This is a genomic window from Bradyrhizobium sp. LeoB3 (genome assembly GCF_055456055.1).
In genome coordinates, this window is sequence record NZ_JBVBEF010000065.1 from 1 (window position 1) to 23117 (window position 23117).

At 62.3% G+C, this 23117-nt stretch carries 23 protein-coding genes; 7 read left to right on the forward strand and 16 right to left on the reverse strand.

What is annotated here, in order from left to right; all coding sequences use genetic code 11:
- Positions 1-504 precede the first annotated feature (504 nt).
- Entirely contained in the window at positions 505-1311 is an 807-nt protein-coding gene (locus ACZXDY_RS31200) for a lytic murein transglycosylase (RefSeq protein WP_464348149.1), read from the reverse strand.
- Positions 1312-1535: 224 nt separating this feature from the next.
- Between ACZXDY_RS31200 and ACZXDY_RS31205 the strand changes: the two genes are divergently transcribed.
- Positions 1536-1904, forward strand: coding sequence for a hypothetical protein (locus ACZXDY_RS31205; RefSeq protein ID WP_464348150.1), 369 nt, complete (start codon positions 1536-1538; stop codon positions 1902-1904).
- A gap of 118 nt (positions 1905-2022) precedes the next feature.
- Here the strand turns inward: ACZXDY_RS31205 and ACZXDY_RS31210 are convergent, their stop codons facing one another.
- Positions 2023-2487: a hypothetical protein gene (locus ACZXDY_RS31210; RefSeq protein ID WP_464348151.1), complete on the reverse strand. Its 465-nt coding sequence runs from the start codon at positions 2485-2487 to the stop codon at positions 2023-2025.
- Positions 2488-3209: 722 nt separating this feature from the next.
- Between ACZXDY_RS31210 and ACZXDY_RS31215 the strand changes: the two genes are divergently transcribed.
- Positions 3210-3446 carry a hypothetical protein gene (locus tag ACZXDY_RS31215; RefSeq protein WP_028168455.1) on the forward strand — a complete coding sequence of 79 codons (237 nt, stop codon included), beginning with the start codon at positions 3210-3212 and terminating at the stop codon, positions 3444-3446.
- Positions 3447-3568: 122 nt separating this feature from the next.
- Here the strand turns inward: ACZXDY_RS31215 and ACZXDY_RS31220 are convergent, their stop codons facing one another.
- From ACZXDY_RS31220 to ACZXDY_RS31230, 3 genes are read right to left on the reverse strand one after another with little or no spacing between them, the layout of a single operon-like run.
- Positions 3569-3835, reverse strand: a complete 267-nt coding sequence (locus tag ACZXDY_RS31220; RefSeq protein ID WP_130226539.1) for a DUF2442 domain-containing protein — start codon at positions 3833-3835, stop codon at positions 3569-3571.
- Complete coding sequence (locus ACZXDY_RS31225; protein WP_464348152.1) at positions 3828-4094, reverse strand: DUF4160 domain-containing protein; 267 nt, start codon at positions 4092-4094, stop codon at positions 3828-3830. The genes ACZXDY_RS31220 and ACZXDY_RS31225 overlap by 8 nt, the downstream gene beginning before the upstream one ends.
- The gene (locus tag ACZXDY_RS31230) at positions 4095-4466 is read right to left on the reverse strand and encodes a DCC1-like thiol-disulfide oxidoreductase family protein (RefSeq protein ID WP_464348173.1); all 372 of its coding nucleotides are present in this window, start codon (positions 4464-4466) and stop codon (positions 4095-4097) included. It abuts the gene before it with no gap.
- A gap of 515 nt (positions 4467-4981) precedes the next feature.
- Between ACZXDY_RS31230 and ACZXDY_RS31235 the strand changes: the two genes are divergently transcribed.
- A complete protein-coding gene (locus ACZXDY_RS31235) occupies positions 4982-5785 on the forward strand; it encodes a DUF5677 domain-containing protein (protein WP_464348174.1) in 804 nt (267 codons plus the stop codon).
- Positions 5786-5913: 128 nt separating this feature from the next.
- Here ACZXDY_RS31235 and rpoD read toward each other — a convergent pair whose 3' ends face one another.
- Complete coding sequence (gene rpoD / locus ACZXDY_RS31240) at positions 5914-8046, reverse strand: RNA polymerase sigma factor RpoD (protein ID WP_028168456.1); 2133 nt, start codon at positions 8044-8046, stop codon at positions 5914-5916.
- Positions 8047-8402: 356 nt separating this feature from the next.
- The gene (gene dnaG, locus ACZXDY_RS31245; RefSeq protein ID WP_464348153.1) at positions 8403-10394 is read right to left on the reverse strand and encodes a DNA primase; all 1992 of its coding nucleotides are present in this window, start codon (positions 10392-10394) and stop codon (positions 8403-8405) included.
- A gap of 169 nt (positions 10395-10563) precedes the next feature.
- Between dnaG and ACZXDY_RS31250 the strand changes: the two genes are divergently transcribed.
- Positions 10564-11118: a chlorite dismutase family protein gene (locus ACZXDY_RS31250; protein ID WP_464348154.1), complete on the forward strand. Its 555-nt coding sequence runs from the start codon at positions 10564-10566 to the stop codon at positions 11116-11118.
- Positions 11119-11124: 6 nt separating this feature from the next.
- Here the strand turns inward: ACZXDY_RS31250 and ACZXDY_RS31255 are convergent, their stop codons facing one another.
- The 3 genes from ACZXDY_RS31255 to ACZXDY_RS31265 are packed head-to-tail and all read right to left on the reverse strand — an operon-like array spanning position 11125 to position 13261.
- On the reverse strand, positions 11125-11523 hold the full coding sequence (locus ACZXDY_RS31255; RefSeq protein ID WP_464348155.1) for a gamma-glutamylcyclotransferase family protein: 399 nt from the start codon (positions 11521-11523) through the stop codon (positions 11125-11127).
- Between the two features lie 32 nt (positions 11524-11555).
- Positions 11556-12365, reverse strand: coding sequence for a transglutaminase-like domain-containing protein (locus ACZXDY_RS31260; protein ID WP_464348175.1), 810 nt, complete (start codon positions 12363-12365; stop codon positions 11556-11558).
- A complete protein-coding gene (locus ACZXDY_RS31265) occupies positions 12365-13261 on the reverse strand; it encodes a transglutaminase family protein (RefSeq protein WP_464348156.1) in 897 nt (298 codons plus the stop codon). The genes ACZXDY_RS31260 and ACZXDY_RS31265 overlap by 1 nt, the downstream gene beginning before the upstream one ends.
- Before the next feature lie 103 nt (positions 13262-13364).
- Here ACZXDY_RS31265 and ACZXDY_RS31270 point away from each other — a divergent pair, with 103 nt between their 5' ends.
- Positions 13365-14162 carry an N-formylglutamate amidohydrolase gene (locus tag ACZXDY_RS31270; protein ID WP_464348157.1) on the forward strand — a complete coding sequence of 266 codons (798 nt, stop codon included), beginning with the start codon at positions 13365-13367 and terminating at the stop codon, positions 14160-14162.
- 111 nt (positions 14163-14273) lie between these two features.
- On the opposite strand, the gene ACZXDY_RS31275 is transcribed toward ACZXDY_RS31270, so the two are convergent.
- The 6 genes from ACZXDY_RS31275 to ACZXDY_RS31300 all read right to left on the reverse strand — a co-directional run bounded on the left by ACZXDY_RS31275 (position 14274) and on the right by ACZXDY_RS31300 (position 21304).
- Positions 14274-14663, reverse strand: coding sequence for a nuclear transport factor 2 family protein (locus ACZXDY_RS31275; protein WP_208829418.1), 390 nt, complete (start codon positions 14661-14663; stop codon positions 14274-14276).
- A 392-nt stretch (positions 14664-15055) separates the two neighbouring features.
- Complete coding sequence (locus ACZXDY_RS31280) at positions 15056-15346, reverse strand: hypothetical protein (protein ID WP_464348158.1); 291 nt, start codon at positions 15344-15346, stop codon at positions 15056-15058.
- A 205-nt stretch (positions 15347-15551) separates the two neighbouring features.
- The gene (locus ACZXDY_RS31285) at positions 15552-15881 is read right to left on the reverse strand and encodes a hypothetical protein (RefSeq protein WP_464348159.1); all 330 of its coding nucleotides are present in this window, start codon (positions 15879-15881) and stop codon (positions 15552-15554) included.
- A gap of 381 nt (positions 15882-16262) precedes the next feature.
- Entirely contained in the window at positions 16263-16619 is a 357-nt protein-coding gene (locus ACZXDY_RS31290; protein ID WP_130226548.1) for an Mth938-like domain-containing protein, read from the reverse strand.
- A gap of 123 nt (positions 16620-16742) precedes the next feature.
- A complete protein-coding gene (locus ACZXDY_RS31295; RefSeq protein WP_464348160.1) occupies positions 16743-20114 on the reverse strand; it encodes an autotransporter outer membrane beta-barrel domain-containing protein in 3372 nt (1123 codons plus the stop codon).
- A gap of 92 nt (positions 20115-20206) precedes the next feature.
- On the reverse strand, positions 20207-21304 hold the full coding sequence (locus tag ACZXDY_RS31300) for a helix-turn-helix domain-containing protein (RefSeq protein WP_464348161.1): 1098 nt from the start codon (positions 21302-21304) through the stop codon (positions 20207-20209).
- A 1202-nt stretch (positions 21305-22506) separates the two neighbouring features.
- Here ACZXDY_RS31300 and ACZXDY_RS31305 point away from each other — a divergent pair.
- Positions 22507-22836, forward strand: a complete 330-nt coding sequence (locus ACZXDY_RS31305; RefSeq protein WP_464348162.1) for a hypothetical protein — start codon at positions 22507-22509, stop codon at positions 22834-22836.
- A 13-nt stretch (positions 22837-22849) separates the two neighbouring features.
- Positions 22850-22975, forward strand: a complete 126-nt coding sequence (locus ACZXDY_RS31310; protein WP_433994565.1) for a hypothetical protein — start codon at positions 22850-22852, stop codon at positions 22973-22975.
- Positions 22976-23117: the final 142 nt, after the last annotated feature.

Below are 23117 nucleotides of genomic sequence, written 5' to 3' on the forward strand. Positions count from 1 at the left end.
GCAACGTTCGTGACGATCGCGACCCGCCCCTCATTCGCGTGAGACGCGCGGAGTTAAATCACTGATTTGCCCGACGGCGGAAGCGGAATGTTTTTTGCGGCTGGGGTGGACGGGCCAAATCACGTTGATTGGATTAAGGAAAATCGCGCGAATGATACGACGGCGTCATGCCCGGGGCTTGCCCGTCTTCGCTATCGCTTCGCCGGACCGACATTAGAGTGCCCGGCGAAGCCTCGGCGTAGCCGGGTCCCGGGCATCCACGTCTTTGCCTCGGTGCACGGCGGGAGAACGTGGATGGCCGGGACAAGCCCGGCCATGACGGAGGAGAGGATTGCGCAATGCGTCTCTCATTCATTCCGGGGCGATGCGATTGCATCGAGCTATGAGGTGCAATTGCACATCGGAGAATCCATTTCATCGCTTGCGCTTGCGGCCCCATGGATTCCGGGTTTGCGCCAAGCGGCGCGCCCCGGAATGACGAGTGATGGGGGTGGTGAGCGAGCGTCATCGGCCCATCAGCCGATCGGCGAAATAGGCGATGGTTTTGCGGTACACGACAGCCCTGTTCCATTCGCGCATCGCTTCGAAATTGGCGCTGCCTTCCTCGTAGGACGCGCCCATCTTGAAGCCGTTGGTGTGCAGGAGGTTCGCGGTGGAGGCGAGCACGTCGGGCACGCTATGGCGCAGATCGACGTGGCCGTTGCCGTCGAAATCGACGCCGTATTTGATATAGGACGACGGCAGGAATTGCGTCTGGCCGATCTCGCCGGCATAGGCGCCGATCATGTCGTTGAGGCGGAGATCGCCGCGCTGCACGATCTGCAGCGCCGAAAGCAGTTCGCCCTGAAACAATTCGGTACGGCGGCAATCATGCGCGAGGGTGGCGAGCACGCGGAAGACCGGCAGCTTGCCCATGTCGCCCTTGCCGAAATCGGTCTCCAAGCCCCAGATCGCGACCAGTATCTGACGCGGCACGCCGTACTTCTGTTCGATGCTCGATAGCAGCGCCGCATGACGCTGCAGCATTGCGCGTCCCGTGTTGATCCGCCCGGGCCCGACGCGGGTCGCGACATATTGCTCGAAGCTCTTGCGGAACGTGCCGCGCTGGCGCCGGTCGAAGGCAAGCACGCCCACATCCTGCTGCACGCCGTCGAGCGCCTGCGAGATCACGCTTTGCGAGATGCCGGCCGCGGCCGCTTCCTGCGAAAAGCTGCCGATGAACGCGTGGAAGTCCCCGCCGCAGCGGGCAGCCCTGGCCGGGCCGGAAGCAAACAGCGCAAGCAGTAGGACGGCCAGAACAAGCCTCGGCATATCGGATTCCTTCAGGAGAGAGCAGCGGGCGGGAGCGATGATCATGCCCGGGAAAGTCAGGCACGTCAAAAGACCGGCGCAAATGGCGAAGCGGCCTGCGGATTTAGGAACGAAGCTGGGGCCGTGCCGGTTATGGGTGAGCACCGGGCTCCGGCTTTTCAATTCGCCGGTTTGTCGGCTGAGCCGCCGTCCCTGTCGCTTGGAAAATGCGATAGGATTTCATCATGAACGATTTGCAGGAAGAGACGCGCTCGCCGCGCCAATCCCTTGTTTTCGGAGCGCCGCTGTTTCGGCTGCTCGCGATCAACCTCGCCGCAGGTGTCTCGGTTGCGGTGCTGCTCGTCGGCGGCCTGCTGCTGCTCAATCCCGGCCATCTGCGTGACCTGATCCTGGCTGACGATACGCCCGGCGTTGCGCTCGGGCTGCTGTTGTTCGGCTTCATCGTCACGCTGGGCTCGAGCGCGATGGGCACGGCGATCATGGCGATGGGCCAGCAGATCGACAGCGGCCCGCGGCGCGGCCGCGGCCAACTCGTGGCGCAGAGCGTCGCTGCGATGGCTCCAACGCAGGGCAAGGCGGCGTCCGGCAGCTAGAGCGCGTAGCCCGGGTGCAGCGCCAGCGTAACCCGGGGACCGCCGATAAGTGTTGATGCAGCCGCCCCGGGTTGCGCGCTCCACCCGGGCTACGAGGCTCGCAGGATAAGCCTGCACCTCAATGCAGGTTGAAAAGATCCTTCACCAGTTGCCCGGAAATGATATCCGCGAAGGACAGCTTGATCCCCTGAGCGGGCGGCGGCGTTGGGCTGGCCGCTGGAGCCAGCGGTAGTGGCGGCTGCACCGCCGCGACCTTCGGCGCCTGCCGTTTGACGACCTTCTTGGTCTTTTTCTCGACCTCGACCGCCGGCGGAGGCGGCGGCGCTGCGGCGAGCGCACGCACCGGAGGCGGTTCGCTTGGCGGCACCGATTCGGCCAGCGTCGGCGGTGGCACAATGGTGGGCAGGCTGGTGTCCATGACGACAAGCTCGGGCGGCCGCTCCACCGACGCGATCCGGATGGCCGGCCGCTCGACCGGCTCACCCGCCTCCACTGTTAAGGATTGTGGCGAGCACCAGTCAGCGATGTACAGCAACGCAAGAAGCGATGCGCCAACCCAGGCGATGTATCGTCCGACAGGCATAACCATCTCTCGTCACCATGCTGATGTGACGAGGAGCAAAGGCCGTAATCCCTGACAGTTGGTAACCGCGGCAGGTTTTCGTGAGGAATCTCGGAACGTGGTTACTGCAGAAGCACGATCCAGGAACCAATGGGTTCGTCGGGCGTCGAATCCCCCGCCTTCGGGCACCCACCCCAATAGCCCAGCCGAAAGCTGGCGAAGGAGCGTCCATGCGCATTCTTCTTACGGTGCTGTGCGTTGGCATCTGGGGTTCAATCGCCGCAGCCCAGCCTCAGAGTGACGAGAAAAAATCAGGCGACTCCCCCTGGAGTACAGGCCGCACGGTTTTGCCCGATAACAAGGGACAGCAACAGCCGCAGGGGCGGACCGGACCGCTTGACACTGAATCGGGTGGCGCGCCCGCTGAAAGCCCGCAAGGCGGCACCCCGCCGCCGATGCAGCCTGCGCCTGGCGGCGCGTCGAAAACCATTGTGGATCCTAGTCCACCCCGTTCGAACGAGTGAAGCAGGCGCGGTACGAGGCTGCAACGCAGAAATGCCGCGCTGCCGACTATGCCGCTGCACCGACCATCCCGCAGCCATAGTAGGCAGTTGCGACATCGGCAGAGAGCTCCAGACCGCAGTTAACAGCACGAACGCGCGCCGTTCTCTGCGCAGGGCAGCCAATCACTCGAACGCACGTTATTTCTTTGACAGGCGCATCGTGATCGACGACAAGCCGCCATGGCCAAGAAACCCGGCACCAATCCCAAAGGCGAGTTCGCCTTTTTCAATGTCTTCTATGAAGACGGCTCGCAACGCTCCAACCGGCGCGTGCCCGCCGAGTTGCTTGGTGGCCTCGACGGCGACGAACCGGCGCGTGGCTACATCCTCGAGCAGGATCGCGAGATCGCCGAGAAATCCGGCCGTCCGCCGCTCGCGATCAAGAAAATCGAGCGGGTCGGGGTGAAGAAGAAGTAGGCTGTCGTCCGGCGTCCTTCGTATAGCGTATTCGGGAGACAAAACCGGCGGGCCTTCGTCCGCCGTTTCGTGGATGGCTGGCCAATCATACGTCCGGTTTCGCGCTCGACGGCGAAGGCAAATCAGGCGGCGACGTCGCGTACCAACGTCCCGCCGGCCTCGATCTCACGCCGCAGCCAGCCCGGTGCGGCATCGTAACCATTCGGCCAGGTTGGCGCGCCATCCTCCAGGAAGACCCGTCCGAAGAATGCCGGATCGCGCAACGGCTCGACCATCGGCCCACCGCGCTGAACGATGGGCGTAAAATCATACTCCCCCGCCATGCCGTCGCTGAACGACACACGCAAGCGGTAGCTTCCGAGGTACCTGATCTTTGCGACCTTAATCATCGTCGAGACCCACAATCTTGACGAGCGGCTGATTGGCGCGCGCTCGCCGCCAATTATCCTCTAATTCACCCCGATGTACCAGCGTCCATTGCTTGACGAGCCGCGCCGCATTGCCAGGCAAGTGCCCTTCGATAACCTCGCCGGTCTCGATAGAGACATTCGCCTCATGCCCGCTATATGAAGCTAGAAAATGCGGCGGGGGATGATCAACGAAGAACATTCGGATCGTTATTCCGTAAAAGTAGGCAATCGTCGGCATTCACCAGCGCCCCTTCCGCTTGTTCCAGGCGAACAGCATATCCGTGAACCGGTCGTACGCAAGCCGCGTCACCGGCAGCATGACGCGATTGCCGAGCAGCGTCGCGAGCTTCCCCTCGCCGGGTGTCAGCCACCAGATCGCGACGTCGGCACCGACGATCAGGCGGCCGGCTTCGTCGGTCGCATGCAGGCGGCGGCGCACGTCGTCAACGGTTGCGGCGTAGGACGCGAGCGCATCCGGTTGTTCGTTGATGTCCTTGAAGCAGATGGTGCCGACGCGAACCGCGGCGAGGAGCTTGTTGCGCTGCCAGTCGATACCATTGTAGCAAACGGGGCAGCGCATGTTGTACCAGACGATATATTGGGACGGCATGGTCAGTAAGTTGACCTTCAGTTGCTGGAATAGGAGGACGTCGCCGATTGGCATGACGTCGGTGATATTAACAGATGAAGGTCTACAAATTGACCTTTGGAACGAACGCGCGGCTAGCCTCATCCGAAATGGAGAGCCGGGGATATGAACCGTTCAACGAAACGAAGATCAAGAACGCCTGACAGTCCAAATCTGTCGGAGCTTACTGAGCAGGTAGAGCAAAGTTTCTTCGAAGCGATGCGTAGACCGCCTAGAGACGGCGATCGCCTTTTCTATTGGAGCTACTGCTATTCAGACGCAGAGTTTCGTGCGCTCATGATTGCGACCATGCTGCGAGCGAACACACCTCAACGTTCGACTACATCTTCGACAAAACAGGCTTTATGGTATCAAAAGGAGGGTACAAGCGCCCGACAAAGGATGAAAAAGAGGAAATCCAACGAGCAGGACTGGAATACGATACGCTCGATCAAGAAGGCCGTGATAACGTTTATAAGCTGTCAGACTATGAAGAGATGGGGGCAGAGAAAGACGATCCTCTAAGAAATGCCTTCTATATTTTTGGAAATTTCATTGAGCGGAACGTCAACTCGGGACACCACACTGTGGACGTTCAACGGTTCGTTTGCGCGTACCTATTAGTCCGCACGTACAGAATTGTAAGGGCGATCTTTCGCTCACAAAAATATACGACCAGCGAAGAAGCGCTCGTTTTAGTCAGGTCTTTGTACGAGATCTATTGCAAGTTGGTCTACGCAACACGCAGCAAACGAAACGCCAAATACCTCCTAGACTCTGACTTCGGACTGAGTTCCGGAGTATATGAAGTGCTGATAAAAGACGGAAAGACAAAGAGACACACCCTAGTCAACCGAAGGTCGGGGAAGCAAATCCCTCGAACGCGCAGTTTCTACGAATACATTTCAACCTCGAGGTTTTCGGAAGATAGGGAGCTATTCGAAGTTCTGTACGAATACCTAAGTTCTTTTGTCCACTCGGGGTCACGCCACATCGCCAGCACATGGATCGACAACAGTACTGGATTCTCACTTACGCACGACAATGATGAGAATCTTAAAGTATTTGTCTTGATGCTAACGTGCCTGATCTCCTCTACGATCATGCAAGGTATTCTTTCTTTGCGAAACATTTCAGAGGTTTCGAGATGGGACATATCTCTATTCTGTTTCGCAACCCGACACATAGCTATGGAGAGCGCAGTACCGCATGGCTCTGAATTGGAAGACCTGTTTCCAAAGATGAAAGCCCGCGCAGCCGTTTTGCCAGCGAAAGTGAAGCGTTTCATCATAAGACCATAAGTCCAAAGGACGCAGTGGCAGAGCACGGAGGCACCTGCGCGCGATTATTCAATAAAAACGGCGGGCTTTCGCCCGCCGTTTTCGCGGATGCCCGGGTCAAGCCCGGGCATGACACCTGTGTTGGTGCGTCAGTTATCCAAGAAGCTCCGCAGCTTGCGGCTCCTTGACGGATGCTTCAACTTCCGCAGCGCTTTGGCTTCGATCTGGCGGATGCGCTCTCTGGTCACCGAGAACTGCTGGCCGACTTCTTCCAGCGTGTGATCGGTGTTCATGCCGATGCCGAAGCGCATGCGGAGCACGCGTTCTTCGCGCGGGGTGAGCGAGGCCAAAACCCGAGTCGTCGTCTCGCGCAGGTTCGACTGGATCGCGGCGTCGATCGGGAGGATCGCGTTCTTGTCCTCGATGAAATCGCCGAGGTGCGAATCCTCTTCGTCGCCGACGGGCGTCTCGAGCGACAACGGCTCTTTCGCGATCTTCAGGACCTTGCGCACCTTCTCCAAGGGCATGCCGAGCTTTTCGGCAAGCTCTTCCGGGGTCGGTTCGCGGCCGATCTCGTTCAGCATCTGGCGCGAGGTGCGCACGATCTTGTTGATGGTTTCGATCATGTGCACGGGGATGCGGATGGTGCGGGCTTGATCCGCGATGCTGCGGGTGATCGCCTGCCGGATCCACCAGGTGGCGTAGGTCGAGAACTTGTAGCCGCGGCGATACTCGAACTTGTCAACCGCCTTCATCAGGCCGATGTTGCCTTCCTGGATTAGGTCGAGGAACTGCAGGCCGCGGTTGGTGTATTTCTTCGCGATCGAGATCACGAGGCGAAGGTTGGCTTCCACCATCTCCTTCTTGGCCTGGCGTGCCTCGCGCTCGCCCTTCTGCACACCGTGCACGATCTTGCGGAACTCGCCGATCTCAAGGCCGGTGAGCGCTGCAAGCTGCTGGATGTCGTGGCGCAGATCCTTGATGCGGTCCTTCTCGTGGTGGACGAAATTCTTCCAGCCCTTGGCGGAGAGTTTCGAGACACGGTTGAGCCAGCGCGGATCGAGCTCGGAGCCCTGGTAGTTGCGCAGGAAATCCTCACGCGCAACGCCATGGCTGTCGGCAAGCCGCATCATCCGGCTCTCGAACGAGACCAGCCGCTTGTTGATGTCGTAAAGCTGCTCGACCAGCGAATCGATGCGGGCCTGGTTCAGGCGCAGCGACTTCACCTCGACGATGATCTCGTCCTTCAGCTTCTTGTACTTGCGCTCCTGCGAGGGCGAGAGCGACTCGCTCTGGAGCTGGTTGGCGATGTCCTGCTCCTGCAGGCGCCGCAGCTTCTTGTATTCGGACGCGATCTTGTCGAAGGTCTCGACCACCCTCGGCTTCAACTCGGCCTCGATCGCCGCGAGCGACATCTGGTTCTCGAACTCGTCGTCGTCCATGTCGGCTTCGGCGGCGGCCTCGCCCGGATCCTTCTCCTCGCCCTCAGGCTCGCCGCCAGCGGGCGCTGATCGGAACGGGGTCGGCGACGGCGGTGCGGCAGGCGGTGCGACATGGGCGGGCGCGGCCTGCCCGGTCTCGCCTTCGCCCTCGGCGGCGGACGCGCCGTCGGCGACCGGCCCCGCGATCATCGCCGTGTTCATGGCGCCCTTGGCGTCAGGGCCGGCATAGGTTGCTTCGAGATCGATGATGTCGCGAAGGAAGATCTTGCCTTCGTTCAGCTCGTCGCGCCAGATGATGATGGCCTGGAAGGTCAGCGGGCTTTCACACAGGCCTGCGATCATCGCCTCGCGGCCGGCCTCGATGCGCTTGGCGATGGCGATTTCGCCCTCGCGCGAGAGCAGCTCCACAGTGCCCATCTCGCGCAGATACATGCGCACGGGATCGTCCGTGCGCTCGCCCGGCTCGGATTTCTTGACCTCGGTGACGGCCTTCTGCGTGACCTCGACAAGCTCGTTGTCGGTCTCGTCGTCGGTGTCCTTGTCCTCTTCCTCGCCGTCGACGTCGTCGGCCTCGGTGACGTTGATGCCCATGTCCGAGAGCATCGACATGATGTCCTCGATCTGCTCCGGCGAGGTTGTGTCGGAGGGAAGCACTTCGTTGAGCTGATCGAAGGTCACGAAGCCGCGCTTCTTGGCCTGCTTGATCATCTTCTTGACGGCAGCATCCGAGAGGTCAAGCAAGGGCGACGGCGCATCCGCCTGTTCCTTCTCGGGGGCATCCGCTGCCTTGTCGTCTTTTTCCTTGTCCTTAACCTGCAGCGTCTTTGCCTTGGTGGCCATTCATCAAGCTCCCGAAACGCGCTTCACGTGAGGCCGGCGTTGCGACGCGCGCCTCTCATGATCCACTGACGTCACGAGTGCGACAGCTTCCTTTTGGTAAGAAGCATTCGCACTCAATCTCTTCGCTTGAGCAGGATCAGGAAAACCGTTACGTCCTCCCCGACCATGCTCATGATACGGAAAGGGCGGCGCAACATGTCGCCACCCCATAATTCCGCTTTAGTCCGCCCTGACGGTCTGCACACCAAATAAGGGTGTGCCTATTAAGTTTCGCTTAACCCTGTTTTTGCAGCCAAACCATGGGTTTGGCGAGTCTTTTTGCGGGTCCGGCCCGAACCGTCCGCATGATTCTTTCATCATACGCTGCGCTGGAACCGGCCCGACAGCTCACCAAATCCCTCGATCAGGGCCTCGGTGCCTTCGGCTTCTGCCATTCGTGCCTGGATGTCCCGCAGCCACGCCAAGTTCGCCTCGCTGGAATCCTCGGCCAAAGCCTGCTCGGCGTCCTTCCTTTCCCTAAGTAATGCATGTGTTTTCTGATGCAAGGCAACGAGTTGCCGCCAGGTGGAAAGAACATCCTCGCGTGCCGCGCCGACCTTGACGCCCCACACCGCCTGGGTCGTGATCGCCCGCTCAACCCTTTGAAGGATTTGTGAAAATCCGCCCGCCTCGAGGTCGGCCCGCATTTTTTCGGCCTGCTCCTCCTCGTCGGGAGAATGGTGGTGATCGTTGGCGAAGGCGGCGATGATGCCGGCACGGAGCTTGTGGGCCTCAGGGTGGGCGAGCTCGAGAGCCGCGACCTCCTCCAGATGCTCGTGCAATAGCCAGGGATGGTTGATCAGGGTCTGCAGGATCAAGGATTCCCGGCGGGACAGCGCGCTGCGCTGGCCGTGCATGATCGGGCTATTGGCGAGCTGCGGGCTCGCGGCCTGGTAGGGGCCGGGGAGCAGCCCCGGGGCCGCGCCTGCTGGCGGGCCGAATCGGCTGCCACCCGGGGCGCGGGGCGCAAAACGGCGGGGTGATTCGCCGCCTTTGGCTGAGCGGAACGGGCCGCGGCCATAGCCGCCACGTGCGGCCGCGGGAGCAAAATTGCGCTGCAGGCGCTCGGCAAAATCCTGCCGGTAGTAGCGGCGGACCACCTCGTCGCGGACGGCATTGGTGAGCTCGCCGATCCGGGCCTCAAGGGCGGCGCGGCGCTCGGGCGTTGCAAAATTGCCGCCCTCGATCTCGCGCGACCAGAGCACCTCGGCAAGGCCGCGGGCGGCCGAGATCACCTCCTCGATCGCGCCGCGCCCGCCCGAGCGGGCGAGGTCGTCGGGGTCCTGGCCTTCCGGCAGCAGCGCGAAACGCAGGCTCTTGCCGGGCTTCAGATGCGGCAGCGCCAGATCGGCGGCGCGATAGGCCGCCTTCTGGCCGGCACGGTCGCCGTCAAAACAGAGGATCGGCTCGTCCGCCATCTTCCAGAGCAGCGCGAGCTGGTTCTCGGTGAGCGCAGTGCCGAGCGGCGCCACCGCGCCGGCAAAACCCGAGGTGACCATGGCGATGACGTCGACATAGCCTTCGACCACGATCAGGGCAGCGCCGTCGTGCGCGGCTTGGCGGGCGGTGGCGAGATTGTAGAGATTGTCGCCCTTGTGGAAGAGCGGGGTTTCCGGCGAATTCAGGTACTTTGCGGGGACGTCCTTCTCCAGCGCGCGGCCGCCGAAGGCGATCACGCGGCCGCGCAGATCGGTGATCGGAAACATCACGCGGTCGCGGAAGCGGTCGTAAGGCACGGGGATGCCGTCGCCGGCGACCAAAAGCCCCGCCTCGACCATGTCCTCGGTCGAAATGCCCTGGGAGCCCAGGAATTCCTTCAGCCCGAACCGGTCGGGCGGCGCATAGCCCAGGCGGAACTGCAATTGCGTCGCCGGCGAGATCGCGCGGTCGGCGAGATAGCCGCGCGCCTTTGCCCCGTTCCGCGAGGCCAGCGTATCGGCGAAGAATTTTGCCGCGAGTTCCATGACGTCATGCAGCGTCTTGCGGCGCTGCTCGTGGCGGGCGGCATCGGGCGTTGCCGCCGGCAGCGGCATGCCGGCCATCGAGGCCAGCCGCTCGACCGCTTCGGGGAAGGAGACGCCCTCGGTCTCCATCACGAAGTCGAAGATGTTGCCGTGCTTGCCCGAGGAAAAGTCGTGATAAAAGCCCTTCTGGTCGTTGACCGTGAACGACGGCGTCTTCTCCTGCTGGAACGGCGACAGCCCCTTCCACTCCTTGCCCGCCTTCTTCAGCCGCACGCGCTTGCCCACGACTTCCGAGACCGGAAGCCGGGCGCGCAGCTCATCGAGGAATTGCGAGGTGAAGCGCATGGGGCGGATTTGGGGCCAGCGTGAGGGGTCACCGATATAGTGAGCGCGGGCTCAAAGTATCAGGATTGTGGCGATTCGCCCGGTATTCACAGGCCGCTCAGGGCTCCGTTGGAGCCCTCGGTGGTAATGGCATCTTGCACCCCGCCCGGTTCCGCTGTTGGATAGTGGCATGTTTACGACATTTAGAGGCGGACAGAGCGGCGGCTGGCGCGTCACCTCGATCTCCAAGGTGAAGGGCGAGACATTGCCGCGCGTGCCGGCGCTGTCGATCATTGCAAGCGAGGCGATCGCGCTGCCGCTGTTGCCATCGACCACGGCCTGGCGGCTCGCCGGCGTCATCAGCTATCTCCGCTATACGAACCGCGCGGAGAAGGATCAGCTCGACGCGCAGCAGGCCGAACTCGGCCGGCGCGAGGCGAGCTGCGCGGCGCTGATCCCGATCCGGAAGACGGTGGCGTGGTGGAACCTGACCCCGGAAGAGCGGCGCGAGATCTTCGAGGACAAGTCGCACCACATCGCTGGCACGTTGAAATATCTGCCCGCGATCGCGCGGCAGCTCTTCCACAGCCGCGACCTCGGCGAGCCCTTCGATTTCCTCACGTGGTTCGAATTCGCCCCCGAGCACACCGCGCTGTTCGACGAAATGGTGGCGATGCTGCGCGCAACCGAAGAATGGAGCTATGTCGAGCGCGAGGTCGACATCCGCCTCGTGCGCGAGGAGTGAAGCAGCTTACAGCTCCAGGAACCGGCCCGAGGCGATGCGCGGCAGCCGCGCGACCGGCCAGTTGTAGACATAGGTCCACGCCTCGGCCGCGGTGCCGTCGGCCAAGGTGAGCGGCAGCATCTGGCGGACATATTCGGTCGGCTGCGGAAAACCCTCGCCGCAGGCTTCATACATGTCGAACTCGCGCAGCAGCTCGTCCGGGACACGCAGGCGAAACAATTCGCCGTGCACGATGTCGGCGGGATCATCGGAGAGCTCGAGCGCGGGATAATGCGCCACCCGGTAGAGCCGGCCCTGGCAGCGCGCCTCACTGATGAAATCGGCATTGCCCGAGAGCAGCCGCGCCATCGGATGGTCGAAGCCGCGCATCAAGGTGCCATAGACGAAAAGACGGTCGGAGATCATGGCCGCTTGTTATCCTGCCGCCCGCAGCCGGATCAAGCCGCCACCTCTTCGCTGATCACGATGAACTTGCTCAGCGTCATGCAGCCGAAGCTCGTGGTCAGCGCGACGTCGGCGGCGTCGCGGCCGGTGCCCATCAAAATGCGGCCGATGCGCGGCACGTTGTGGCGGGCATCGAAGGTGTACCACTCCCCCGAGAGATAGGCCTGGAACCAGCCGGAGAAATCCATCGGCGCGGGGTCGGGCGGCACGCCGATGTCGCCCATATAGCCGGTGCAGTAGCGCGCGGGGATGCCCATGCAGCGGCAGAAGGTGAGCGCGAGATGGGCAAAGTCGCGGCAGACGCCGGTGCGCTGCTCGTAGACATCATGCGCCGACTTCATGTGATGAGCATGCTGATAGCCAAAGGTGACGTGGTTGTGCACGAACTCCACGATCGCCTGCACCCGCGCCCAGCCGGGCGGCGTGTTACCGAACAGCGACCAGGCGATGTCGGTGAGCTTGTCGGCCTCGCAGTAGCGGCTCGGCATCAGATAGAGCAGCATCTCGTCCGGCAGTTGCTCGATCGCAATCTGCTGCGCGTCCGGGTTGACGATGTCTGGCAGGCCGGAATCGCGCACCAGCGCGTGGCCGCGCAAGGTCACGCCGCCGGCCGGCGCCACCAGGCGGCCGCAGACATTGCCGAAACTGTCGCGATAGAAGCCGATCGGCACATCGGGCTCGGCTATGATTGTCTCGGTGCCGACGATGTCCTGGAAGCGCGAGGGATGGATCGAGAGCATCATCACCATCGGCGTCGGCTGCGCGGCCGCATAGGCAATCTCGAAGCCGACCTTGATCTCGATCATGCCAGCTCGCTCTCCCTCTCCTCCTCGCCGACCGGCTCGACTGCGATCGCAACTTCCATGTTCACGAAGGCGTCCGCCGCGCCCAGATAGACGCCGTGCAGCGGGATCGCCTGGCGCGGATCGCGGGCGACGGCGACGCGGATCAAATCGCGCGTGCCGACGATGCCGTTGGTCGGATCGAACTCGATCCAGCCCGCGCTCGGCAGATAGACCTGCACCCAGGCATGGGTCGAGCCGCCGCCGACATGGAAGCTGTCCGAAGGTGTCGACAGATAGCCGGACACGAACCGCGCGGCGATGCCAAGGCGCCGCAGCGCCTCGATCATGAAAAGCGCATAGTCGCGGCAGGAGCCGGACGCCGTCTGCAGCGTATCGAGCGGATGTTGCGTGCCCTGCTCGTGGCGCTTGCGATAATTAAAGCTTTCACGGATGCCATGGGTCATGCCGCTGAGGATCTTGAACGTCGGCGTCGGCGCTTCGGCATCGAGGAACTGCCGCGCCCAGGCCGAAAGCTCGCCGTCCGGATCGGCATATTGCGGCCTGATATATTGCAGCAAATCCGGAAATTCCTCCTCGTCATAGAGGAATGGATAGAAATAAGCGGGGTCGTCCGGCGTCAGCGCGAACTCCTCGGCCGGATTATGGTCGACGGTGGTGGTCGAGGTGAAGGACAGCGTGTCCGCCCGCTCATCGAAAGCCGCGATCGCCACACTGTTGCCGAACACATCGTGGATCCAACGCAGCGACATCGGCTGCGGCTCGATTCTGAGATCGCTCTCGACCACGCGCAGGTCATGGCTGTCGCGCGGGCTCAGCATGATGCGGTGCTCGCCGAACGCCACCGGATGGGTGTAGCGATATACGGTCTTGTGACGAATCTTGAGTAGCGGCATCGTGCGGCAATCATCGTGACTTTCGGCCGTCTAATCTATAGTGGGCGCTGCTCATTTTTAAGATCGGCGTGCCACCTCGATAGGCAAAGTTGAGGATAAAATCTTGGACACCACGACCGGCGCGACGTTCCTGCTCACGGACGAAAATACCCCGCCGGTCCACGAACATAATGCCGAAGGCGGCTCGCCGTTCCTCTTCACCTGCGACCATTATGGGCGGCTGATCCCGCGCGTGCTCGGCAATCTCGGCCTCTCCGAAGACGAGCTGACGCGGCACATCGCCTGGGACATCGGGATCGCCGAAGTCGCCGAGCAGCTTGCGACGCAGCTCGACGCGCATCTGATCGCGCAGCGCTATTCGCGGCTCGTGATCGACTGCAACCGCCCCCCGCATGTCGCAGCCTCGATTCCGCTGATCAGCGAAGCCACCACGATCCCCGGCAATGAGGGTTTGACGCGCGAAGCCGCGCAGGCGCGGCGGCAGGCGATCTTCGATCCCTATCACAGGCGGATCGGCGAGATCATCGACCAGCGGCTGCACGCGGGCAAGCCGACGGTGCTGCTGTCCATGCACAGCTTCACACCGGTTTATGCCGGCATCGCGCGTCCCTGGCATATCGGCACGCTCTATCACCGCGACACCGTGCTGCCGCCGCTGCTGCTGAGGCGTCTGCGCAGCGAAGGCGACCTCGTGGTCGGCAACAACGAGCCCTATGCGGTCAGCGACGAGACCGACTACACGATCCCGGTCCATGGCGAGAGGCGCGGCCTCATGAACACGGGACTAGAGATCCGCCAGGACCTGATCACCGATCAGGCCGGACAGAAGGCATGGGCCGACAGGCTGGCGCGGATCCTTGCCGAGATCGAAGCGACGCTAAGCGCGGAGAAGCTGATCTAGCGCGCATCCAAACCAACGGTGCCTGCTTGGCGGATAAAGCAGACATGCGCGGGGTCGCCGCGGAATTTCGCCTCGCTGACTTCATGACCAAAAGGCGGACCGAAATGAGTCTCAGGACCAGAAGCGATCCTCTCGCTGCTCGTCACCTTGATACTCACGGAATTCGACCGCCTTCCCATCCCTCATTTTCCAGACATGCACCTCTGGAAATGACTCGGATACCCCGCTTCTTTGTGCATTCACGGTGGCCAACGCAACCACGACATCGCCATCGGCCAATACGTTGTGCACGTCAATGCTAAACACGTTCCCGGAAAGCTCCATCGTGCGTTGAAAGAAGCTCCCGACCTGATCGTGCCCGGTGTAGTCGCCTGACAGCGGACTATGGCCGGGAACATGCCAAGTAATGCCCGGATCGAAGGCTGCAAAGACCGCAGGGACGTTTCCCTGTGCGAAGTCCTCGTAGGCTTTGCGAATAATCATCGCATTTGATCTGGTCACTGGCTTCTCCCTTATGTTGGCTCATCTCCATTGCGGCGTCCATCCGCTCCTCTCGACCCGTATGCTCTGCCTCGTTTATGGCGGGGATGCGGAAGGGGCGTGAGCGAGCCCCAATGTCCGGACAAGGCCCGTTGCCGCTTCGGGATTTGACGCTGATGTCCCGGTTTGCGCCAAAAGCTGTTCTCGCCGCCGGGTCGCATTTTGACCCTGGCTGTGTAAAAACGCGAAATATCGAAACGCGACGGGAATTACATCCTTCAGGTCGTTCTTAACGTTGAGTGCGCTTGCGAGTTTGAGGGCTAAGACAGTCTCGGACGAACAATTTCTTCTATCGCCATCAAGCGCCTTGGCGTTTTCACACAGCCAAGACCCATAGCGGATATCCTTGCGGACTATAATTTTACTATTTGGACGGGCCGATCTCGCTCGTCGTTCCACCAACCAGCGAACTCCAAAACCTCCTCCACCGACTCATTCGAGTGCGAGGTGGTGGTAACAAAGCGCGTGTCATCCGACGCGTCGCCCACCACGAGTTCGTCGATGATATCCTCTATCCGCGCCGCGCCTTCTCCGACGACTGCAATAAGAGCAACTTTATCGCGAAGGCACTGCTCGACGAAAGCGCCCAATAGGTCTTCGTTCGATAGTGGCAGGTGAAGAATGATCCTCGACGCATAGCTCATGATTGGTGCCCATGTCCGCTGCCTTTGCATGGCACTTAGCGAATGGGCGCTGAAGCGACCGGACCAGGTGCAACACGGACGTCATTGTAGGCCGATCTGATCTTCGCTAGAACTATTTGATCTGACGTGGTGATTTCGTAGAAGGTGCTGTCTATCGCACGTATGAGAACCCCACAGACAATAAACTCAATATAGGTGTTTACGATCAGTGGTGATCTCCACCTGCACCGGAATCACCAACGTGATCACCGTCGCTGTGATGACCGCTCCCGCTATGGTCGCTTGACTCAGAGTCGGAACGGAGAAAGCCCCGGCGCTCCGCATCTATGACCATCGAAGTGTAAAGCGCCCTAACCGCGCCGTATTCAGGATCAGAGGGCTTAAGCTCATCGAGCTTCTTTCTCAGTTCGACAATATGTTTCAACCTTGCCTGTTTATTGAAGAGCCAGTAGGTGCCGATGCCAACCGTAACAAGGGCAACGATGCCGAACAGTGTGGTCGTGATAGCAGCAGGACCGGCAAACATATTCATCATGGTTTGCGCTTCTTCGCTTACTGCCAGATTGCTACCAGAAGCCCCGTAAAGACATTGACAATTTCAGGATGAAAACTCGGCCTAAAACACCGTTGGCTTTACCAGTAGCGCTCGGAAGGACGATGTCGGCTCGTGGCCCTTCTCAGACTCGCGGGTCCGACCAGATGTCCGGTTTACGCCAGGAGCCGTCCTCCACGCCAAGTCGCGCTTTGACCCCAAGCCGACTCTCGGGGTCGGCTCCGCTCACGTCGATGCGGACATTGATCAGGACCTGCGGACGCAGGCGATGATCGTTTCCGCCGCCGGTCGGGACGTACGGGGGTGAATCGATGCGCTCTCGGACTTATGCTCATCCGCAGCGCGGTCGCGGCCTGGCGCGATTCAGCAGGTCACGTGAAAAAGGCCGATCTTCTTCGCATGCGAGCTGTTGAACGTGTCAATCGCCTTGGGCGTCGGCTGCAGCAGGACCGTGCAGCCCTTTCTCGCAAAATACGCCTCAGCTTCCGGCGATAGATGCACATTGCCGAACTGGCCCGATCCCAGAATGAGCTGCTCACATCCCTTCTCGAAGACGAACTTCGCTTCGTCCTTCGAGAGGACATGCGAGGTGCCGTAGTACTTCTTCGACAGCTTCTTCTTCCGCCTTGCCACTTCGCCGGACAGACGAATGATCACGTCGTGTTCATAGGTCTCTCCGTCAATCGTGATGGTGCCGAATGTAGTGCGTTCGATCTTCATGGACTGACCTCCTCATGATCTCGACACGAGGCCCCGACCCGGCAGACGAGCCTTATTCTACCTGATTGTATCAAGCAGTGCGTGGGTACTTGCGATGTCGCACGCGGGTCCCAGATCGGTCTCTCAGAACCTCAGCGAGAAGCGTCCCTTGACCATGTTGTTGGTGTCGGTCTCGGCAAGCTGGCCGGCATAGAAGATCGAGAGCGAGGTGTTGGCGCCGAGCGCCATGTCGAGGCCCGCCTCGATGAGCGCCGCATCGCTGGCGATGGCCACCCCGGAGATGGCGAAGGGCGTCGTGCCGGGGCCGAAGGCGAATAGCGCCTCCGGCGTGGTGTCGCCGAAGGCGTGCTGCCAGGCGAGCGTGCCCTTGAAGGCCGTGGGGATGGGGCCGAGGAGGAAGGGCACGCTGATGCGGGCACCAAGGGTGGAATAGGTCACGCCCTCGCTGCCGCCGTAGCCGGTCAGCGCGGAGGGGCCGCCGATCTCGGTGAGACCGCTGAGATCCACGTTGACGTAGGCCAGCCCAGCGAACGGCTCAAGGTTCACGCTCGCGGAGGAGAGCCCATAGCCCACCTCGCCGAACACCTGGCCCGTGCGCGCCGAGGTGTCGGCGGACAGCGCATTATGGAAGCCGGGGAAGACCACGCTGCGGTCCGCGCTGATGTCCGCCCAGCTATAGGCCCCGCCGAACCGCACCCCCAACGCCCCGACGCTCGTTCCGCCATAGAGCGCCACATGGGCATTGTCGCTGGAGAAGAACGAGGCGCGCGCATCCACGTGGTAGTTGGACGAGGAGTAGCCGGCGGCGAAGCCGAGGCGCCAGTCGCCTGTGCCGCTGGAGAAGGTGCGGTCATAGCCGACGATGATGCCGGAGACATCGCCGGAGATGGTGGCGGCATTGCCGTTGCCGTCGATCCGGCCCCAGGTGCCGAAGCCTTGGGCCCAGAAGGCGCTGGGCGTACCCGGCGGCTCGATGACGTCGGTGCCGGACCGGGCTTTGGCGGCATAGGCGAGCGGCGCGGCAGCGGGCGCCGCCGCCCGGGCCCGGTGCAGCACCGCCCGGCGCAGGATCAGGCTCTCGTCCTGGAGAACGGACATGGCCGAGGGATAGACCTCGCCGGACAGCGCATTGAACACACCGGGCACGCCGGAGACCGGCAAGGTGACGATGGCGTTGAACAGCGTGTTGCCGATCCCCAGCGCCTGGGCAGCATTGGCCACGGCCAACTCGTTGGCCGTGGTCGCATAGGAAGCGAAGCGCGGGCTGGAGCCGCCACCGCCACCACCACCGGCGCCGCCGCCATTACCTCCCCCAGCATTGCTTCCGTCGTCATAGACCAGCGTCAGATAGACGTTCCGGGCGTCATAACTGAGGGTCGGGGTGAGGAAGGCGAAGTTGGAGGACACCGAGCCGAAGGTGCCGCTCACTGCTCCGGAGGTGCTGAGGATGGCATAGGTGGTGTTGGGGCCGTAGGTGCCGGGCACGGCGAGCACCTGAACGCCGGCGCCAGTGTTGATGCTCACCGCCCCGCTCGACATGATGAGATCGTGCTGGCCCTGGGGCGTCACATCCACCTGATAGATGGAGCCGGCATTGAAGCTCACGGCGCCGTTCACCGTGAGGGTGCCGGGCGAGTTGCCCGGCGCCACCATGCCACCGCTGCCCACCGACAGAGCGCCAATGGTGCCGCTGCCCTTCAGCAGGCCGCCGAACAGCACGTTGACCGCGCCGGTTCCCGCCGCCGTCGAGCTGCCCAGAACCAGCGTGCCTGATGACACCGTGGTGCCGCCGGAATAGCTGTTCGCGCCCGTGAGGACGAGCGTGCCGGCACCGGACTTTGTGAGGCTGCCGGTGCCCGAAAGCACCTGGGCGATGGTGAAGGTATTCGCCGTATCCGCAATATCGAAGCCGCCGCCATTGGCGCCCAGATTGATGGTGCGGTTCGTGGAGGTGAATGCCGTTCCCGTCACCTGCAGCGTGCCGCCGTTCAGCGTTATCCCGCCGGATGGGGCGCCAAGGTTTTCGTTGGCGGCGACGGAGAGCGTGCCGCCTCTCACGGTGGCGCTGTTGAAGGCGTTGTTGCCGGAGACGATCCAGGTTCCGCCATCCACCACGAGCGCATTGAAGCCCACATAACTGCCGTCGTATCGGCCAGTGCCCGCGCCGAACAATTCCAGCCTTTTCGGACCGGGACCGGACAGGAGGCCGGCAGACACCGTGCCGTTGATGATGGAGGTCGTGCCGATCTTCAGCGTGATGTCGTAGCCGCTCAGCTCCACATTTCCGTTGATGGTGCCGGTATTGATGAGAGTAGATGTGCCGTTGCCTTGCTGGGTTATCGCCATGCCGAGGGGACCTGTTCCCTCTATGGTGCCGTGGTTCTCGATGGCGATGGTGCCGGTACCGATGCTGGCGTTGATGCCGGCTCCCCCGCGGATGAGGCCGCCGACACCGTTGGTGATCGAGGCGCCGCTCCCGTTCACCCGGATGCCGTCGCCCTGAGGCAATGTCGCGCCATTGAGTGTGGTGCCGAGGCCCCCCTGCCCTCCGGCACCCCCTTCGATGGAGCCGGAATTGGTGAGGCTGTTGCCTCCGGCCATGAGAACGCCCGTTCCTCCAGCGCCGCCTGCTCCACCAAAGCCACCTCCCGGCGAGGTGCCGCCATCCGCGCCCGTATTGCCGCCATTGCCCCCCGCTCCGCCGGCGATCCGGCCAGCATTCACGAGCGTCGCATTTGCCGAGCCTTCCAGCGCTCCCAGCGTGACGCCCGCGCCGCCGGCGCCGCCGTTCCCTCCGTTGGCGCCACGCGATATGCCTGAATTGCCGCCCCTAGCTCCGGCTCCGCCGGCGCCTCCCGTAATGGTGCTCGAGTTGAGCAGCATATTGTTGGCATCGACCACGATGCCGTTGCCGCCGGCACCGCCATTCCCGCCCTTTGATCCTGTTGCGGAGCCGTTCGCTCCGGCTCCGCCCGCGCCCCCGGCGCCACCGGTGACAGACATGCCGTTGGTGAGGGCAATTCCGGTGTCGAGCCACATGCCGAGGCCGCCACCCCCACCATTGCCGCCCGCGCCCGGGAGCGCCCCCGTGCCTCCTGTCCCGCCGGCCCCGCCGGCACCGCCATTCATCACGGCCTGATTGGTGATGCTGGAAGGGGTCGGCTGCGAGAGAATGCCTCCCGTCCCGCCGATGCCGCCGGCACCCCCAGCGCCTCCAACGGGGAATCCATTCGAACCGACCGCGCCCACGCCGCCGGCGCCCCCGGCATAGCTGTTGGTCCCGCTGATAATGCCGGCGCCATCTATGATGACGGTTGGCGTCCCACCAGCTCCGCCGCCCGGCGTGCCTGGCGCTCCGACGAAGTCATCCGCCGATACGGGGCCTCCAAGGACGACGAGAAAAGGTAATGCCGCACCGCAGGACAGGGCTGATCGCTGCAACACGCGCGCGCGAAAGCTACCGACCCCAACCCGCCCCAGCCCAAACGCACTCATCACCAATTCCCTTGTGTCGATCGACGCAGAGAATCCTTTCTAGCGGCAAGGAAGGGGGCATCATTGATCGAGCGTCCCAGCGCCTGGGCGCTTCAGTCACTGCGACCCAACTGGGAGATCCACCCCAGCAGCTCCGTCCTCCGCATGCCGGCCCAACTGAGGTCGAGGCTCGCAAAATGACGCCTCGCAGGGTCGGCCGCATCGCGCACGTCGCCGGGTGTCAGGCCAAAGCTGCGTTGGAAGGCGCGCACGAAGGCGGCATCGCTGGAGAAGCCGCATTCGACGGCCACATCGATGATGCGGCGCTGGCGCAGACCCGGCGAGGAGAGCAGCGAAAAGGCATGCAGCAGCCGCCGCCGCTGGATGAGCCTGACCAGCCCGCCCTCCGCCTCGAGCGCGCGATAGAGGGCCGAGCGCGAAACGTTGAACCGCGCACAGATCGCGGCGACATCGAGAGCGCCATCATCGATATGATGCTCCACATGCGAGAGCACCTCCTGCAGGATCTTCGCGTTGCGCGGATGCCGCCCTTCGTCCGCGAACTCGGCGCGCGCACCGAATGCCTGCGCGATCAGCGGCAATGCGGCTCGAACCTCGGCCGCGCCCTCTTCGAGCGTCATGAACCGGGCCCGTCGCCAGAGCGAGAGCAGAAGCCCGCCGACAAGCCGGGCCTGCGGCGAGCCCGCCGGAAGGACGGTCCCGCCGGCGGCGTCGGGCTCGCTCAACATGGGCGCCAAAAGGCGTCGCGGCACGATCAGGACCAGCGAGTGAGCGAAGCCGCCATTCACGGGAGCCGTCGTCCAGTAGCGGCCGACATGCGTCATGTCGATGAGGCCGACGTCTCCCGGACGGACGGTGAAGACGCGCCTTTCCGTTTCCGCGTGGGTCTGGCCTTGGAGATGGAATTGCAATTGGTAATGATCAGCGCTGCCGCGCCTCACATGTCCTGACGTCCGATCATACAAGAGAGAGCTGACGCGCCCGTCGACCAGAAGCGCCTGACCAAGATGGGCCGTTGTTGTGACGTTGCCGAACTCCTCCGCCGCACCTAGCAGAAAAAGGTCCGTCAGCTCTGCCGTCAGATCGCGCATGGCGGAAAAGCCGAGGGCCGAACGATCGAGGCGTGAGGCGGAAATGATGATCTCGTTTGGCCGCGCTTCAGCGCCCCGTGGCACGTCCCTGTTCCTCATGTCAAATCTCTACATCGTGTCGTCCGTTCTATATCTGCGGCGCGATCGGCGCCAGAGGCACCTCATCCGCCAGCTTCCATTTCCTTTGCGCATCTTCGGGTCCGTGGGGCTAGAGCGTTTTCGAGCGAAGTGGACACCGGTTCGCGTGAAGAAAACGCGTCAAAACAAGAATCTAGAGCTTCGGTTCTGATTCCATCAGAACCGAAGCTCTAGGAGTCCCCTTGCATTTACAGCGCGTCGAACTGGCCCATGAGGGTGACGCGCGGGCCATGCGTGTAGCGTCAGGTGTGAGACTGTTGCCGGACGCACCGGATTCGTTGAACACGTTGATGAGCGCATCGAGCCGGTAGCTGGCGCCGAGCTTGAGGTTCTGCGTCAGCCAATAGCAGATGCCCACCTGGATGTCGGCGTCAGCACGCCCGCGAACAGTCGATCTCTCGAGGTGGAGAGCGTGTTCGTGAGGCCGGCCGGGGTGAGAAAGGAAGGCGTGAACACATAAAGATTCGTCGCCGTCAGGACCTGCTCCTGCCCGCCGAACAGCACGGCGACATCGCCGAGATAATCGAACGACCAGTTTCCGGCGAACCGGACCGAGCCTTCGACGCCGATGAGAGGTCCCGCGCCCAGGAAGCTCGCGCGCGTATCGACAGGTTCGAGATCGTGAAGGAGTAGTTGCTTACAGGGGGAAAACCGGCGACCACGAACGGGGGAGTGAGTCCGGTGAGCGTGTTGGCCCGAATGTCCGAGGTCGAGTTGCGCGTGACAAACTCCGAAACGCGAAATCCCCCTTCAGTTGCAGCGCGCTTGGTCCGCTGCCGGCGATATCCCGCCAGGGAGAGAGCCGGCGAAGCGATGGTCGAAACCGATCGCCGCTTCCCAGCCGACCTTGGGCGTTATCACGAAGCGGCCGGTGCGACGCTCTGTGCGCGACGAAACGGCAACCTGCCGAAAGTGCATAGCGCGTGCAGGGCGCTTCGAGCAATTTTCCCAACAGGAAACCATCCAAGCACATGAAGGGCAGTCGTCGGCCCGACCTTTCAATGTGCGGGCGCTCTTCCAACAGCGCCCGCGGCTAAGAAATCAAACGCACACGAACCGTCTGAGTTTGGGGAGGATGAATTTAGAGAGCAGGAAAGGCTAAAGGCGCGAAATTGACAGCCCCTTCCACGTCCGCCCATCCATTCGAACGAAGGGAGAATCCTATGAAACGTCTATCACTGGTTATCGGCGTGCTGGCCGCGCTCGCGGCTCCCAGCGCATCGGCTCAATCGATTAATCTGACCGGCATCTATACGTGCGTCGACAAGTGTCGGGGAAGTCTGCCTGGCCATGTCACGCAGAACGGGTATGACTTGAATCTTCTGACCGAGTCAGGCGTGCCTGCACGCGCATGGCCAGACTTGTTTTCGCCGGCGAGCCGGATCTGGATTGATGCCTTCAACGAAGGCGCGGTTTATTCTCCGGATGGCATGCTCATTCAGTTCGACAATGGGACCATCTGGCATCGAGGCTTGCCGCCTCGGCGAAGGTGATCCGTACGGATAGTTGCGCCGCCAGTCGCCATGGTCCGGACACGGCTTCACGCCGGACTATGACGCGATCGCGTGTCCCTGGCATATCGGCACGCTCTACCACCGCGACACTGTGCTGCCGCCGCGCCTCCTGAAGTAGTTGCGGAGCGGCGGCGACCTCAATCTCGCCTGTTGCCCTCACAGACATCGCTTTGCAGGTCCACCATTCGCCCAGGCCACTGCGTTAAACTGGCCGAGAAGTCCGGTGATCGGGGCTTCCGTCGACAGATGTGCCTTCGCAG